The sequence below is a fragment of the Streptomyces hypolithicus genome (assembly GCF_052934925.1).
Map to the genome: position 1 here is coordinate 4,279,912 of NZ_CM128811.1, position 14,785 is coordinate 4,294,696.

Sequence of the window (14,785 nt, forward strand, 5' to 3'; positions counted from 1 at the left end):
CGTTATGCCGGGTTAGTCTGAGAGGGTGCGAACAGGAGTACCACCCCCATGACCAGTACGAACCCCGCTGCCGACCCGGCCCCGAAGCCGAAGCGCCGTACCTTCTCGCCCGAGTACAAGGTGCGGATGGTCACCGAATACGACGCCGCCGAGGCACCTGGTGAGCGCGGTGCGATCCTGCGCCGCGAGCGGCTGTACCACTCGCACATCCAGGAGTGGCGCCAGGCCCGGGACGCCGGCGCCCTGGAGAAGCTCGTCGACCGGCGGACCAGCCCGGCCCGGCCCAAGAAGTCCGCGGACGCGGTCGAGAACGACCGGCTACGCCGCAAGATCGCCAGCACCGTCGAGCGGCTGATGAAGGCCGAAGGTCTGGTGGGGGCGGTGCGAGGGAAGAAAGTCGTCACCACGGTGGCGGACAAAGAAGCCGAGCGTGCCCCGGACCGGCTCAGCCGGCAGTTCGTGGCCAGTGCTCCCAACCGGGTGTGGGTCGCGGACTTCACCTACGTGGCCACCTGGTCCGGCACCGTCTACGTCGCGTTCCTCGTCGACACCTACTCCCGCCGGATCGTCGGCTGGTCCGCAGCGACGAACAAGCAGACCCCGCTGGTGCTGTCCGCACTGGAAATGGGTCTGTGGCAACGCGACCGGTCCGGAAACCCCGTTACCGCAAGGGAGTTGATACATCATTCCGATGCCGGATCTCAAGGCGGATTCAACCGGTCGTCGCAACACCTTGATCGTGGAGGTGTCCGATGGGACGGCCGACTGGGTGGACGACGGCGGTAACAGGGCGCCCGGCGATGCGATCGCCGGGCAGACCGCCGATTCGTCGGGATGTGGAGCGTGTCTTCTGGAAGAAGATTGCTGAGGGGCTGACCAGTGAGGATGCGGCGATCGCGTGCGGCGTGTCGGGGCCCGTGGGAACTCGGTGGTTCCGGGAACGTGGCGGGATGCCGTCGATCCAGATTGGCCCGGTGTCGGGCAGGTATCTCTCCTTCGAAGAGCGTGAAGAGATCGCTCTGCTGAAGGCTCAGGACGCCGGGGTCCGGGAGATCGCCCGCAGGCTGGGCAGGACCCCTTCGACGATTTCGCGGGAACTGCGGCGCAACGCCGCCACCCGCAATGGACAGCTCGCCTACCGGGCGTCGATCGCGCAGTGGAAGGCCGAACTGGCCGCGCAGCGGCCGAAACTGTCCAAGCTGGCCGGCAACGAGCGGCTGCACGAGTACGTCCAGGACCGCCTGGCCGGAGAGATCCGCTACCAGGACGGTGCACCTGCGCCGGGGCCCGCGGTATCGCGGTGGAAGGGACGGAACAAGCCGAGGCGTCAGGACCGCCGTTGGGCCACATCGTGGAGCCCACAGCAGATATCCAACCGGCTGAGGGTCGACTTCCCCGATGATGAGTCCATGCGTATCTCGCACGAGGCGGTCTACCAGGCGCTCTACGTCCAGGGCCGCGGCGGGCTGAAGCGTGAACTCGTCGCCTGCCTGCGTACCGGCCGAGCCCTACGAGTGCCCCGGGCCCGCACCGCTGGCCGGGGGAAGAAATTCGTCACCGAGGAGGTGCTGATCAGTCAGCGGCCGGCTGAGGTGGAGGACCGGGCGGTCCCCGGTCACTGGGAGGGCGACCTCATCATCGGCCTGAACAGCTCCGCGATCGGCACCCTGGTGGAACGCAGCAGCAGGTTCACGATGCTGTTGCACCTGCCGCCGATGCCCGGCCACGGCGGCCCACGGACCAAGAACGGCCCCGCGCTTGCCGGTCACGGAGCCGAGGCCGTACGTGCAGCCCTCGCGGAAGTGATCGTCGACCTTCCCTCCCAGCTCCGCAAGTCCCTTACCTGGGACCAGGGTTCGGAACTGGCGCAGCACGCCCTGCTCCGCATCGACACAGGTCTGGAGATCTACTTCGCCGACCCGCACAGCCCCTGGCAGCGCGGAACCAATGAGAATACCAACGGCCTGCTACGGCAGTACTTCCCGAAGGGCACCGACCTCAGCAGGCACACCCGCGAAGACCTCGCCGCCGTCGCCGCCGCCCTTAACAGCAGACCTCGCAAGACCCTTGGCTGGAGGACCCCAGCCGAGACTCTCGACAGTCACCTACTATCGACACAAAGCGGAAGTGTTGCGACGACTCCTTGAACCCAAGCAATACACCAGCTTCCGTCTCGCCACCCACCTGGCCGCCGAACAGATCGCCGCGTCCATCGGCACCGTCGGAGACGCCCTCGACAACGCCCTGATGGAATCGACCATCGGGCTCTACAAAACCGAACTCATCAAGCCGCAGCGGCCCTGGAAAGCCCTGAGCGACATCGAGCTGGCCACCGCCGAGTACGTCGACTGGTACAACCATCGTCGACTCCACGGTGAGATAGGCCACGTCCCACCCTCCGAATACGAAGCCATCCACTACCAAAACTCGCAAGAACCGCAGGTCAAAGCCACAATCTAGAGCCTCTACCGAACCCGGAACGGTTCAGACCCCGGGAAAACACAGAGCGGACAATTACGTGATCGCCCAGGACCTGTGCCTGTTTCGCCCAGGGCTCCCCCACCGCGCCTATCTGCGCGACCTCTAAGCTGAGTACCGGACCTGTACGTCACCGTATGGACGGAGTCCATGCATGAGGCTCCCAAACGCCGCGCAGACCTCCGGGCACTGGCGTATCCACGACATCACTCGAGACTTTCGGCTCGAAGACGTGTGGGCGCTGCCGACGCAGGGCGACCGGGGTGACTTCCCTCAACTGGTGCGGCTGATCGCCTCGGGTGGCATCGACCCGGAACAAGGCTCCTCCCGCGCCGCGCGCATGCTCTGGGCGATCCGGTGGAAGATCGGGAAGCTGCTCGGCTGGGACCGCCCGGACGCCGGCCTGGGCTCCAGGGTGCCGACCCTCCGCGAACGGTTGCCGGTAGATCTGCGCGAAGCCCCATCCGGCCCGCACCTGGACCGCTTCACGTCGCTGTATCTGCTCGACGACGAGTGGGCCGCGGAGATCGCCAACCGGACCGTTCGCGGGGTCATGCACATCGGCTGGGTCCCGGACCGGACGGGCGGCTACCACGGTCAGATGGCCGTCTACCTCTGATCTCGCCCAGTGCTCCGCCCTTCAGGGCGGGGTGAAGGGTGTCCTTGGCGCGGAGGCGCGGAGCGCCGGAGTTCGCTGCGCCTCGGGGTGACGGTCAGACTGGCCGTTGCTGGTTCTCGATGTACTGGTGGACGGCGGTGAGGGGTGCTCCGCCACACGAGCTGGCGAAGTAGGAGCCGGACCAGAAGTGTCCGCCCCACAGGTATTGGCTTACGTGGCTGTCGTATTCCTGCCGCAGGTACCGGGAGCTGACGCCCTTGAGGGAGTTGACCAGCTTCGAGAGTGGGACCTTGGGCGGGTAGTGGACGAGCAGGTGGACGTGGCCCTCTTGCCCGTTGAACTGTTTCAGCTCGGCCTCGAAGTCGGTGCAGACCTCCCGCATGATCTCCTCGCAGCGGGTCAGCATCTCGTCGGTGAAGGCCCTGCGCCGGTACTTGGTGACGAACACCAAGTGGGCATGCAGGTTATGGACAACGTGACGGCCGGTGCGTACATCGGGATTCGGGTTCCACCGTGGCGACATGAACCAAATGGTACAGTGATTGCGTGGGCACAGAACGCGACTATGAGAAGCGGCAGTTCGGGCATCGTGCCCGACTGGCACTGTCTCTCGCGCTCACGGTCAAGGCGGATGAGCAGGCGCACGCGGCGCGCACGATGTGGAATCTGCTGCACGCGTGGTGGCAGATGATGCCGAAGGACCAGCGGACCCTGGTAAACGCGGACGCCGCGATCCGCCGGGCCCGGGGCGACATCGACTTCCTCGCGGTGCTTCCGGCTCAGGCCGCGCAGGCTGTGCTCAAGACGTACGTCCAGGCGTGGAAGAACTGCTGGGAGGGGCGTGCGGACGCCCCGAACTTCAAGGGCCGCTTCCGGTCGGTGATGTCGGTGGACATCCCGCAGGGCCGGGACCTGAACATCATCCGTGTACACCGCCGGTGGGGCCTGGTCAACATCCCCAGACTCGGGCGAGTCCGGTTCCGCTGGACCAAAGACCTCCCCGTCGGCAAGCGCGCCAACTTGGAGAACCGGATCACCGGGGCCCGGCTGGTCAAGGACGCAGTGGGCTGGCACATTGCCTTCCGCGTCCAGACCCTGGTGGCCAAGCCCGAGCCGCATCAGGGGCCGGAGGTCGGCATCGACGTCGGCATCACTGTCCCCCTCGCCCTCTCCGACGGCGACACCAAGACCCCACGGCGAGTGGCTGACCAAGAAGGAACAGGCCAAGCTGCTGCGTCTGGAGCAGCGCGCCGCGAAGCGCAAGAACCATCGCAAGCCCGGCGAGAAGTCCTCCCGCCGTCTGCACCGCACCTACGACCAGATCGCCCAGCTCCGCGCCAAAGCCAAGCGCCGGGCCGTCGACTGGCAGCACAAGACCACCACCGCCATCGCCGTCAAGTACAGCGTGGTGGTGGTCGAAGCACTCACCATCACGAACATGGTCAAGTCCGCCAAGGGCACCATCTACCAGCCGGGGAAGAACGTCGCCCAGAAGTCCGGCCTGAACCGTGCCATCAGCCAGCAGGCATGGGGACGGGCCGTGACGATGCTGACGTACAAGACCGCCCAGCGCGGCGGCACCCTGCACAAGGTCCCCGCCCCCGGCACCTCCCAGCGCTGCTCGGCCTGTGGGTTCACCACACCCGGCAGCCGGGAGTCACAGGCCGTGTTCGTGTGCAAGAACCCCGAGTGCGGCTGGGAAGGGAGCGTCGACCACAACGCGTCCCGGAACGTCTTGCACCTGTACCGGATGGGCCTCGCGCTCGTCCCGGCTGCCGGGAGGGCAGTCGTCAGGCGCGCCCGCCGCGTCAAACCCGCCACCGCAAGGTAGGCAGGAATCTCCCGGCCTCAGCCAGGAGAGCACTCCAACGGTGGAAGGGTGAGGTGGAGACCAGCGAGGAGTGGCAGGTGCTCTTCAAGACCGTGGGGGAGCGGTACGAGGAACTGGAGGCGCACATCAAGGGCGCGCACCACTATGAGACGCCCGAGATCATCGCTACGGCCGTGGTGCGCGGAAGCGCCGAGTACCTGGCTTGGGTGCAGGAAGAAGCGGGCCCCCGGTGATCAGTCCTGGGCGAGTTCGACCCGTACCGCGCACACCTTGAACTCCGGCATCCGCGACGTCGGGTCCAGCGCAGGGTTCGTCAGCGTGTTGGCCCGGCCCTCGCCCGGCCAGTGGAACGGCATGAAGACCGTGTCCGAGCGGATCGCCTCCGTGATCCGGGCCGGCGCCACCGCCCGCCCCCGCCGCGACACCACCGCCAGCCGGTCGCCGTCCGCCGCGCCCAGGCGCTGCGCGAGGCGCGGGTGCAGTTCCACGAAGGGGCCCGGCGCGGCTGCGTTCAGTTCGTCGACGCGGCGGGTCTGGGCTCCCGACTGGTACTGCGCCACGACCCGGCCCGTCGTCAGGATCACCGGGTACTCCGCGTCCGTCTCCTCGGCCGCCGGCCGGTGCGCGACCGGCACGAAGCGGGCCCGGCCGTCCGGGGTCGCGAAACCGTTCAGGAAGAGGCGGGGCGTGCCGGGGTGGTCCTCCCGCTCGGGTGCCGTCTCCGGGCAGGGCCAGAACACGCCGTCCTCGTCCGCGATCCGCCGGTAGGAGATGCCGGAGTAGTCCGCCGGGCCGCCCGCCGAAGCGCGGCGCAGCTCCCCGAAGACCTCCTCGGGGTCCACGGGGAAGCCCTTCTCGTGCCCGAGGAGCGCGGCGAGGCCGTGCAGGACCTGCAGGTCCGTACGGACACCGGGGGGCGGGTCGATCGCCTTGCGGCGCAGCAGGACCCGGCCCTCCAGGTTCGTCGTGGTTCCCGTCTCCTCCGCCCACTGGGTGACCGGAAGCACCACGTCCGCGAGCGCGGCGGTCTCGGAGAGGACGACGTCGGCGACGGCGAGGAAGTCGAGCGAGCGCAGCCGCTCCTCGATGTGGGCGGCGCGCGGCGCGGAGACGACCGGGTTCGAGCCCATCAGCAGCAGTGACTTGATGTCGCCGCCGAGCGCGTCGAGAAGTTCGTACGCGCTGCGTCCGGGGCCCGGCAGGCTGTCGGGGTCGACGCCCCACACCCCGGCGACGTGTTCGCGCGCGGCCGGGTCGGTGAGCTTACGGTAGCCGGGCAGCTGGTCGGCCTTCTGGCCGTGCTCGCGGCCGCCCTGGCCGTTGCCCTGGCCCGTGAGGCAGCCGTAACCGGACAGCGGCCGTCCCGCACGGCCCGTCGCGAGGCAGAGGTTGATCCACGCGCCGACCGTGTCGGTGCCCTTGGACTGCTGCTCCGGGCCGCGTGCGGTGAGCACCATGCCCGTCTCCGCGTCGCCCCACATCCGTACCGCGTCGCGGAGTTGGGGGACCGGTACGCCGGTGATGCGCTCGACGAATTCCGGCCAGTGCGCCATGACGGCCGCCCGTGTCTCGTCCCAGCCGGAGGTGCGGGCCGCGATGAAGTCGTCGTCCGTATGGCCTCGTGCCACGACGAGGTGCAACAGCCCCAGCGCCAACGCCAGGTCGGTGCCGGGACGCGGGGCGAGGTGCAGGTCGGCCTGTTCGGCGGTGCGGGTGCGGCGCGGGTCGACGACGATGAGCTTGCCGCCGTTGCCCCGCAGCTCGGTGAGGTAGCGCAGCGCGGGCGGCATCGTCTCGGCGAGGTTCGACCCGACGAGGATCACGCAGCCGGTGCGCGGGATGTCCTCCAGGGGGAACGGCAGACCACGGTCGAGGCCGAAGGCCTTCTGGTGGGCGGCAGCCGCGGACGACATGCAGAAACGGCCGTTGTAGTCGATCTGCGAGGTGGACAGGACGACGCGGGCGAACTTCCCGAGTGCGTATGCCTTCTCGTTGGTGAGCCCGCCACCCCCGAAGACGCCGACCGCGTCGCGCCCGTACACCTCTCGGGTACGGCCGAGTCCCTCGGCGGTACGGGCCAGGGCCTCCTCCCAGGTGGCCGCTTCGAGCCGGCCTGTGGCGGGGCTTCGGACCAGCGGCTCGGTCAGGCGCACCCGGGAGGAGAGCACAGCGGGCGCCGTGCGGCCCTTGCCGCACAACGCGCCCCGGTTCACGGGGAAGTCCGTACGCTCGACGACTTCCACCGGTTCGCTGACGCCGCCCGCCGGGCGCAGGCCCATCCCGCACTGGAGAGCGCAGTACGGGCAGTGGGTGGGGGTGGTGGCGGGGGTGGTCGCGGGCGGGGTGGTTCCGGCGGAGGTGCGGGGCATGGTGTCAGCGTGCGTCAGCGGTGTTACGCCGACGGGTGCGCCGGGTTACGGGCCAGGTACGCCGCCCTCCGCCCCGCCCGCGCCGCCCCGTGAGGCACCCGGCCCCGGCCCCGGCCCCGGCCCCGGCACACGCCCCGACGCCCGCGCCAGCGCTTCGGCCACACCGGGCTCCTCGCGCCCCAGGAAGTGCGGGTCGGGCTCGGTCGCCGCGTCGGCCGCCGCCTTGCCGGCCGCGAGGATCTCCCGTACGCCGCCGTAGTACCAGGTCGCGTCCCGTACGGCATCGACCCCCACGCCGTACGCGTCGATCCCCGCCGACCGGCACAGCGCTGTCGCCCGGCGGATGTGGAATCCCTGGCTCACCAGCACCGCACGGTCGACCCCGAAGATCTTTTTGGCGCGTACGCACGAGTCCCAGGTGTCGAAGCCCGCGAAGTCGCTGACGATGTGGGCGTCGGGCACGCCGTGACGGACGAGGTAGGTGCGCATGGCGTCCGGTTCGTCGTACTCCGCTCGGCTGTTGTCGCCGGTCACGAGCACCACCTTCGCCTTGCCCGCGCGGTAGAGCTCGGCGGCGGCGTCGAGGCGCTGCGCGAGGTACGGCGTCGGGCCGCCCTTCCACAGTCCGGCGCCGAAGACGACGACCACGTCACGCGCCGGGGCGTCGGCGGTCGTCCCGACCCGGCTGTCGGCGACGGCGTGCAGCCAGGTGGCGGGCGCCAGCGCGAGGACGCACGCGAGCGCGAGGGCCTGCACGGTACGCCGCTGGGCGCGCCGGGTGCGTGCGAGGCGGCGGCCCGGGAGCCCCGGCCGCCGCCCTGCCGCCGTACGTCGCCGCGCTCGGCCCACTGAAAATCGCATGCTGCTGCCCGCCCCCGACTGGAATCATCTGTCCATGAGCAGACGTGTCTGGCCCCTGTACGGGTTGCGCATCACGACGCCCCGCCGCGAACTGCTGGTGCCCGAAGGCGAAGTCCTCGACGAACTCGCCGCGGTCGCGGCCGATGGCGTGCACGACGAGGCGGACATGCCGTTCACGGTGCCGTGGACGGACGGGACTCCGCGGGACCGCGCGCGGGCGACCTTCCAGCACGTCCTCGGCGCCGTCGCACAGTGGCGGCCGCAGAAGTGGACGCTCAGTCTCGCCGTACGGTACGGGGGCAGGGCCGTCGGCCGGCAGGACCTCATGACGGACGACTTCCCGGTGACCCGGGAGGGCGAGACCGGCTCCTGGCTCGGCCTGGCACACCAGGGCCGGGGCATCGGCACCGAGATGCGGGCGGCGGTGCTGCACCTGGCGTTCGAGGAGCTGGGAGCGCGCCACGTCACCTCGGCGGCGATGACGGACAATCCGCGCTCGCTGCGGGTGTCGGAAAAGCTTCGGCTACCGCCCGGACGGCCGGATGGTCACCTCGGTGCGCGGCCGGGCCACAACGGTGACGCGGCTGAGGCTGACGCGGGAGGACTGGGCGGCGCGGCGGTCCGTGCGGGTGGGGGTGGCGGGGCTGGAACCTTGCCGGGAACTCTTCGGGGCGTAGCCTGAGGGGACACCCTTCGGACATGTCCTCGAACTTCCCCGGCAGGGTTCCAGCCCGTCCGGCGGACCGGGGTCCGGTGCGTGGCCCCAGCATGCGGCCCGACCGCGCTCCCGGCGGCCCCGCACTCCGCCGCGCGCCCCGCACCTGACACCACCCCCGCCCCCACCGTGAGCCCACGGAAAACACCCGTCACCGCCACGCAACGGCCCCGCAACGTGCGCCCGGCAGTATCGGTCCACGACGGAACCAGCTCGGCACGCAGCTGAGGCACGTCTCCCTGAACGGAGCCCGCCGCCCATGACAGCAACCCCACGCCCTCCCCTCGTCGCCGTCGCCCACGGCAGCCGCGACCCGGCGGCGCTGCGCACGGTCACCGCGCTGCTGGAGCGGGTCCGTGAGCTGCGGCCCGGTCTCGACGTACGGCTCGGGCACATCGAACTCAACGAGCCGTTGCTGACCGACACGCTCGCCCACCTCGCCCCCGGCGCGGCCGTCCTCGTACCGCTGCTGTTCGGCCGGGGCCACCACGTCAAGCACGACCTGCCGCAGGCCGCCGCCACCGCCCCCCACCTGCGGACCCGCATCGCAGCCCCGCTCGGGCCGCACCCCCTGCTCGTCGAGGCGCTGTACGACCGGCTCACCGAGGCCGGCTGGCACGACGGCGACTGTGCGCACCCGGGCAGCGGCGTCGTGCTGGCCGCCGCCGGCTCCCGCGACCCCGAGTCGGCCGCCGACACCCGCCGTACGGCCGCGATGCTCAGCGAACGCCTCGGCGGAGTCCCCGTCGTCGCCGCCTACGCGTCCGCCGCCGCACCCACCGTCACCGAAGCCGTGCGCGCCCTCGCCGCGCGGGGCCGCCACCGGGCCGCCGTGGCCTCGCACTTCACCGCCCCCGGCCGCTTCGCCACCCAGACAGCCGCCGCCGCACCAGGGATCGCCGCCAAGCCGCTGGGCACCCACCCGGCGCTGGCCCGGCTGCTCCTGCTCCGGTACGACCAGGCCCTCGCCGCCCGCACCGGGACACCGATCCCACGCGAGCTGACCGCGGCCTGAGCACCGGCCGAGCACCGGCCGAGCACCGGCTGTCAGACTCTGCGATTACTGTCGGTCCATGGAAGGCACCGCGCACGCACCCCAGCACGACGAGAACCAGCAGCACGCCCAGGCCCAGGCCAGCGCCCAGGCCGGTGCCGCCCACGCCGCCCACGCCGCCCACCCCGGCCACGCCGAGCCGCTCAACGCCGCCCTCTACGACAGCGCCGCTACCGAGCGCTGGGACACCGAGCCCGACAAACGCCCCGGCAGGACCGCCTTCCAGCGCGACCGCGCCCGCGTGCTGCACTCCGCCTCCCTGCGCCGCCTCGCCGGCAAGACCCAGGTCGTCACCCCCGGCTCCAGCAGCCAGGTATGGGACGCCAGCCCCCGTACCCGCCTCACCCACTCCCTGGAGTGCGCCCAGGTCGGCCGGGAGCTCGGCGCGGCCCTCGGCTGCGACCCCGACCTCGTCGAGACCGCCTGCCTGGCCCACGACATGGGCCATCCGCCCTTCGGGCACAACGGCGAACAGGCGCTCAACGACTTCGCCAAGGACTGCGGCGGCTTCGAGGGCAACGCCCAGTCGCTGCGCCTCCTCGCCCGCCTGGAACCCAAACGCTTTGTCCGGTCCCCGCAGACCGGTGAGCTCGTCAGCGTTGGCCTCAACCTCACCCGCGCCGCCCTCGACGCCGCCACCAAGTACCCCTGGCCGCGCGGCGGCCACCCCACCGACCCCGGCTCGTCGAAGTTCGGGGTGTACGAGGACGACCTGCCCGTCTTCGACTGGGCCCGCGCGGGCGCACCCGCCCACCGCCAGTGCTTCGAGGCCCAGGTCATGGACTGGTCCGACGACGTGGCGTACTCGGTGCACGACTTCGAGGACGGTCTGCACGCCGGCCACCTCGACCCCAACCTGCTCTTCGCCGAGCCCGAGCGCCGCGAGATCTTCGCCGTGGCCGTCGGACGGTACGTACCCCCGGACACCAGCCCCGACGAGCTGGCCGCCGCACTCGACCGTCTCCTCGACCAGGAGTGGTGGCCGCACGGGTACGACGGATCGGCGCTCGCCCAGGCCCGGCTGAAGGACGCGACCAGCCAGCTCATCGGCCGCTTCTGCCTCTCGGCGGAGGGCGCGACCCGCGAGGCGTACGGCACGGGCAGACTCACCCGGTACGCCGCCGAACTGGTCGTCCCGCGCGAGGTCCGTCACGAATGCGCCGTTCTCAAGGCTGTCGCCGACCGCTATGTCATACAGCGTGACGAACAGGAGCGGCTCCGCGCCGACCAGCGCATCGTCATCGCCGAACTCGCCGAGGCACTGACGGCCCGCGCCCCCGAAGGCCTGGACCCGCAGTTCCGCGCGCTGTTCGCCGACGCGCCCGACGACCGGGCGCGTAAACGCGTCATCGTCGACCAGATCGCGTGCTTCACCGACGCGGCCGCGCGCTCCCTGCACGCCCGTCTCACCGCCCGCAGAGGGCGCTGACGGATCATCCGCGCGACACATTCAGGCCACCCCCGCGACACGCCCACGCCACACCCCCCTCTTTCGGCATCACGCTCTGTGCGGGACGCTCGAATATCGGCGGCGTAGCGTGTGGGCAGGCACAGAGGAGGCACCAAGTGGTCGACGCAGATCTGACGTTCGTCATCGTCGGTGGAGGGCTGGCGGGGGCGAAGGCCGCCGAGACTCTCCGCAGTGAGGGGTTCACCGGCCGGGTGATCCTCATCGGGGACGAACGCGACCATCCCTACGAACGCCCGCCCCTGTCCAAGGGGTTCCTGCAGGGCAAGGAGGAACGCGACAGCGTCTTCGTGCACGAACCCGGCTGGTACGCCCAGGCCGACATCGAGCTGCACCTCGGCCAGTCCGTCGTCCAGCTCGACCGCGAGAACCGCACCGTCCTGCTCGGCGACGGCACCGCCGTCCGCTACGACAAGCTGCTGCTCGCCACCGGCGCCGAGCCGCGCCGGCTCGACATCCCCGGCACCGACCTCGCCGGCGTGCACCACCTGCGCCGCCTCGCCCACGCCGAGCGGCTGCGCGGCGTCCTGGCCTCCCTCGGCCGCGACAACGGGCACCTCGTCATCGCCGGCGCCGGCTGGATCGGCCTGGAGGTCGCGGCTGCCGCGCGCGGTTACGGCGCCGAGGTCACCGTCATCGAGGCCGAGCCGACCCCCCTCCACCAGGTCCTCGGCCCCGAACTCGGCCAGCTCTTCACCGACCTGCACCGTGAGCACGGGGTCCGCTTCCACTTCGGCGCCCGCCTCACCGAGATCGTCGGCCAGGACGGCATGGTTCTGGCCGCCCGCACCGACGACGGCGAGGAGCACCCCGCCCACGACGTTCTCGCCGCGATCGGCGCCGCCCCGCGCACCGGCCTCGCCGAAGCCGCGGGCCTGACCCTCGTCGACCGGGCCCACGGCGGCGGAATCGCCGTGGACGCCGCCCTGCGCACCTCCGACCCCGACATCCACGCGGCCGGCGACGTCGCCGCGGCACACCACCCGCTGCTCCGTACCCGGCTGCGCGTCGAGCACTGGGCCAACGCCCTGAACGGCGGCCCGGCGGCCGCCCGCGCGATGCTGGGCCAGGAGGCGGCGTACGACCGCATCCCGTACTTCTTCTCCGACCAGTACGACCTAGGGCTCGAATACTCCGGCTGGGCTCCGCCCGGCTCGTACGACCAGGTCGTCGCCCGCGGCGATGTGGGCAAGCGCGAGTTCATCGCCTTCTGGCTCAAGGACCGGCGGGTGCTCGCGGGCATGAACGTGAACGTGTGGGACGTCACCGATACCGTCCAGGCGCTCATCCGCGGCGGCGCCCAGGTCGACCCCGACGTGCTCGCCGACCCGTCGGTGAGCCTGGACTCGCTGCTCCGCTGAGCCGACAGCAGCTTCTCAGGTGTCCGGGCCGACGGGAGTGTCCGAGCGGTGTCCGAGCGCCGCCGTACACTTCACGGGTGGCAGGCAGGATCAACGATGACGACGTGAAGGCGGTCCGGGACGCGGTCCCGATCGACGCCGTTGTTTCCGAGTACCTCCAGCTCCGCAGCGCCGGCGGCGGCAACCTGAAGGGGCTGTGCCCCTTCCACGACGAGAAGTCGCCGTCCTTCCAGGTCAGCCCGAGCAAGGGTCTCTTCCACTGCTTCGGCTGCCAGGAGGGCGGCGACACCATCGCCTTCGTGATGAAGATCGACCATCTCTCCTTCTCGGAGACCGTCGAGCGCCTCGCCGGCCTGGCGGGCATCACCCTGCGGTACGAAGAAGGCGGCTACAACCCCACCCACCAGCGCGGCGAGCGCGTCCGGCTGGTCGAGGCGCACAAGGCCGCCGCGCAGTTCTACGTCGAGCAGCTCGACTCGGCCGAGGCGGAGATCGGCCGCAAGTTCCTGGCCGAGCGCGGCTTCGAGCAGAGCGCCGCGCAGCACTTCGGTGTCGGCTACAGCCCGGCCGGCTGGGACCACCTCACCCGCTACCTGCGCGGCAAGGGCTTCTCCGACAAGGAGCTGACCCTCTCCGGCCTCTCCCAGGAGGGCCGCCGCGGCCCCATCGACCGCTTCCGCGGCCGCCTGATGTGGCCGATCCGGGACATCACCGGCGAGGTCGTCGGCTTCGGCGCCCGCAAGCTGCGCGACGACGACAACGGGCCGAAGTACCTCAACACCCCCGAGACGGCGATCTACAAGAAGTCCCAGGTGCTGTACGGCATCGACCTCGCCAAGAAGGAGATCGCGAAGACCCGCACGGCGGTGGTCGTCGAGGGCTACACCGACGTCATGGCCTGCCACCTGGCCGGTGTCACCACCGCGATCGCCACCTGCGGCACATCCTTCGGCGGCGATCACATCAAGATCCTCCGCAGGCTCCTGATGGACAACGCGTCGGCGGAAGTCGTCTTCACCTTCGACGGCGACGCGGCCGGCCAGAAAGCGGCGCTGCGGGCCTTCGAGGACGACCAGAAGTTCGCCGCCGAGACGTCCATCGCGATCACCCCCGGCGGCATGGACCCCTGCGACCTGCGCCTCGCCAAGGGCGACGCGGCGGTGGCGTCGCTCGTCGAAACGCGCACACCGCTCTTCGAGTTCGCCATCCGCCACGTCGTGTCCCGGCACAACCTGGAGACCCCGGCCGGGCGGGCGGCGGCGCTCGACGAGGCCGCCCCGATCGTCGCGAACATCAAGAACATCGCGATCCAGCACGAGTCCGCGGTGCAGCTCGCGGGCATCCTCGGCATCCTCGACACACAGTTCGTCGTCAAGCGCGTCGCCCAGCTCGCCCGGTGGGCCCGCGACCGGGGCGGCCGGGGCCCCGCCGCGCCGGGGCCCCGCCGCACGGCCCCCTCGTACGACGTGGGCCCGTCCTCGTCCGCCACCCCTGCTGCCCCTTCGGGCCCTGCTCTGAACCTGCGCAGCCCCGCGCACCGGACTGAGCGCGAACTGCTGAAACTCGCCCTCCAGCGGCCCGAGCTGGTCTCCCCGGCGTTCGACGCGTACGGCGCGGACGAGTTCACCGCCCCTCCGTACGCCGTGGTGCGACAGACCATCGAGGCGGCGGGCGGCGCGGAGCAGGGCGCGCAGAACGCATCCGACTACCTGGCCAGGGTCCGCGAGACCGCCCCGAACGACACCGTACGGGCGCTGGTCACCGAGCTCGCGGTCGAGGCCATCCTGCGCAAGACGGTGGACGAGCTCTACGCGGGCGAGCAGCTGATTCGCGTACGGCTGCGCGCCGTCGACCGCCGCATCCTCGACGTCCAGGGCACTCTGGCCCGCCTCGGCGGCCCGCACGCGGACCCCGGGCAATTGGCCGCCGTACAGAACGAGCTGTGGGTCCTCCAGCAGTACGCCCAGTCCCTCCGCAACCACGGTGCGGCGGCGCTCTGACGCCGCGCCGGGCGACGCGGGTCACCATC

At 70.9% G+C, this 14,785-nt stretch carries 11 protein-coding genes and 3 pseudogenes; 11 read left to right on the forward strand and 3 right to left on the reverse strand.

Annotated features, from left to right (window positions below; all coding sequences use genetic code 11):
- The first annotated feature begins 48 nt into the window (after positions 1-48).
- The 4 genes from ACU6WZ_RS20195 (at position 49) to ACU6WZ_RS20210 (ending at position 3,097) form a co-directional block, all read left to right on the forward strand.
- On the forward strand, positions 49-786 hold the full coding sequence (locus ACU6WZ_RS20195) for a DDE-type integrase/transposase/recombinase (protein ID WP_447029500.1): 738 nt from the start codon (positions 49-51) through the stop codon (positions 784-786).
- Complete coding sequence (locus ACU6WZ_RS20200) at positions 753-2,147, forward strand: IS30 family transposase (RefSeq protein WP_447029501.1); 1,395 nt, start codon at positions 753-755, stop codon at positions 2,145-2,147. The genes ACU6WZ_RS20195 and ACU6WZ_RS20200 overlap by 34 nt, the downstream gene beginning before the upstream one ends.
- Complete coding sequence (locus ACU6WZ_RS20205; protein ID WP_447029502.1) at positions 2,128-2,460, forward strand: integrase core domain-containing protein; 333 nt, start codon at positions 2,128-2,130, stop codon at positions 2,458-2,460. Before ACU6WZ_RS20200 ends, ACU6WZ_RS20205 begins: the two co-directional genes overlap by 20 nt.
- 172 nt (positions 2,461-2,632) lie before the next feature.
- Positions 2,633-3,097 carry a DUF2867 domain-containing protein gene (locus tag ACU6WZ_RS20210; protein WP_447029503.1) on the forward strand — a complete coding sequence of 155 codons (465 nt, stop codon included), beginning with the start codon at positions 2,633-2,635 and terminating at the stop codon, positions 3,095-3,097.
- A gap of 94 nt (positions 3,098-3,191) precedes the next feature.
- Here the strand turns inward: ACU6WZ_RS20210 and tnpA are convergent, their stop codons facing one another.
- The gene (tnpA, locus tag ACU6WZ_RS20215) at positions 3,192-3,620 is read right to left on the reverse strand and encodes an IS200/IS605 family transposase (protein WP_447029504.1); all 429 of its coding nucleotides are present in this window, start codon (positions 3,618-3,620) and stop codon (positions 3,192-3,194) included.
- A gap of 23 nt (positions 3,621-3,643) precedes the next feature.
- Between tnpA and ACU6WZ_RS20220 the strand changes: the two are divergent.
- Positions 3,644-4,928, forward strand: a pseudogene (locus tag ACU6WZ_RS20220) (RNA-guided endonuclease InsQ/TnpB family protein).
- A gap of 56 nt (positions 4,929-4,984) precedes the next feature.
- Positions 4,985-5,161, forward strand: a pseudogene (cutA, locus tag ACU6WZ_RS20225) (divalent cation tolerance protein CutA); the annotation flags it as partial.
- On the opposite strand, the gene ACU6WZ_RS20230 reads toward cutA, so the two are convergent.
- Positions 5,162-7,297: a molybdopterin oxidoreductase family protein gene (locus tag ACU6WZ_RS20230; protein ID WP_447029506.1), complete on the reverse strand. Its 2,136-nt coding sequence runs from the start codon at positions 7,295-7,297 to the stop codon at positions 5,162-5,164.
- Between the two features lie 45 nt (positions 7,298-7,342).
- Positions 7,343-8,158: a SanA/YdcF family protein gene (locus tag ACU6WZ_RS20235; protein ID WP_447029507.1), complete on the reverse strand. Its 816-nt coding sequence runs from the start codon at positions 8,156-8,158 to the stop codon at positions 7,343-7,345.
- A gap of 34 nt (positions 8,159-8,192) precedes the next feature.
- On the opposite strand from ACU6WZ_RS20235, the pseudogene ACU6WZ_RS20240 reads away from it, so the two are divergent.
- From ACU6WZ_RS20240 to dnaG, 5 genes and pseudogenes are all read left to right on the forward strand, one after another.
- Positions 8,193-8,835, forward strand: a pseudogene (locus tag ACU6WZ_RS20240) (GNAT family N-acetyltransferase).
- Positions 8,836-9,132: 297 nt separating this feature from the next.
- Positions 9,133-9,888: a sirohydrochlorin chelatase gene (locus ACU6WZ_RS20245; RefSeq protein WP_447029508.1), complete on the forward strand. Its 756-nt coding sequence runs from the start codon at positions 9,133-9,135 to the stop codon at positions 9,886-9,888.
- A 58-nt stretch (positions 9,889-9,946) separates the two neighbouring features.
- Entirely contained in the window at positions 9,947-11,356 is a 1,410-nt protein-coding gene (locus ACU6WZ_RS20250; RefSeq protein WP_447029509.1) for a deoxyguanosinetriphosphate triphosphohydrolase, read from the forward strand.
- A gap of 137 nt (positions 11,357-11,493) precedes the next feature.
- Positions 11,494-12,756: an NAD(P)/FAD-dependent oxidoreductase gene (locus ACU6WZ_RS20255; RefSeq protein WP_447029511.1), complete on the forward strand. Its 1,263-nt coding sequence runs from the start codon at positions 11,494-11,496 to the stop codon at positions 12,754-12,756.
- 77 nt (positions 12,757-12,833) lie between these two features.
- A complete protein-coding gene (gene dnaG / locus ACU6WZ_RS20260) occupies positions 12,834-14,756 on the forward strand; it encodes a DNA primase (RefSeq protein ID WP_447029512.1) in 1,923 nt (640 codons plus the stop codon).
- The last annotated feature ends 29 nt before the right edge of the window (positions 14,757-14,785 follow it).

Bases quoted from the DNA above. Each gene is read 5' to 3' on its own strand.
- ACU6WZ_RS20235 (WP_447029507.1), bottom strand. From the start codon at position 8,158: ATGCGATTTTCAGTGGGCCGAGCGCGGCGACGTACGGCGGCAGGGCGG.
- ACU6WZ_RS20195 (WP_447029500.1), top strand. From the start codon at position 49: ATGACCAGTACGAACCCCGCTGCCGACCCGGCCCCGAAGCCGAAGCGC.
- ACU6WZ_RS20210 (WP_447029503.1), top strand. From the start codon at position 2,633: ATGAGGCTCCCAAACGCCGCGCAGACCTCCGGGCACTGGCGTATCCAC.
- ACU6WZ_RS20230 (WP_447029506.1), bottom strand. From the start codon at position 7,297: ATGCCCCGCACCTCCGCCGGAACCACCCCGCCCGCGACCACCCCCGCC.
- ACU6WZ_RS20250 (WP_447029509.1), top strand. From the start codon at position 9,947: ATGGAAGGCACCGCGCACGCACCCCAGCACGACGAGAACCAGCAGCAC.
- ACU6WZ_RS20200 (WP_447029501.1), top strand. From the start codon at position 753: ATGGGACGGCCGACTGGGTGGACGACGGCGGTAACAGGGCGCCCGGCG.
- ACU6WZ_RS20245 (WP_447029508.1), top strand. From the start codon at position 9,133: ATGACAGCAACCCCACGCCCTCCCCTCGTCGCCGTCGCCCACGGCAGC.
- tnpA (WP_447029504.1), bottom strand. From the start codon at position 3,620: ATGTCGCCACGGTGGAACCCGAATCCCGATGTACGCACCGGCCGTCAC.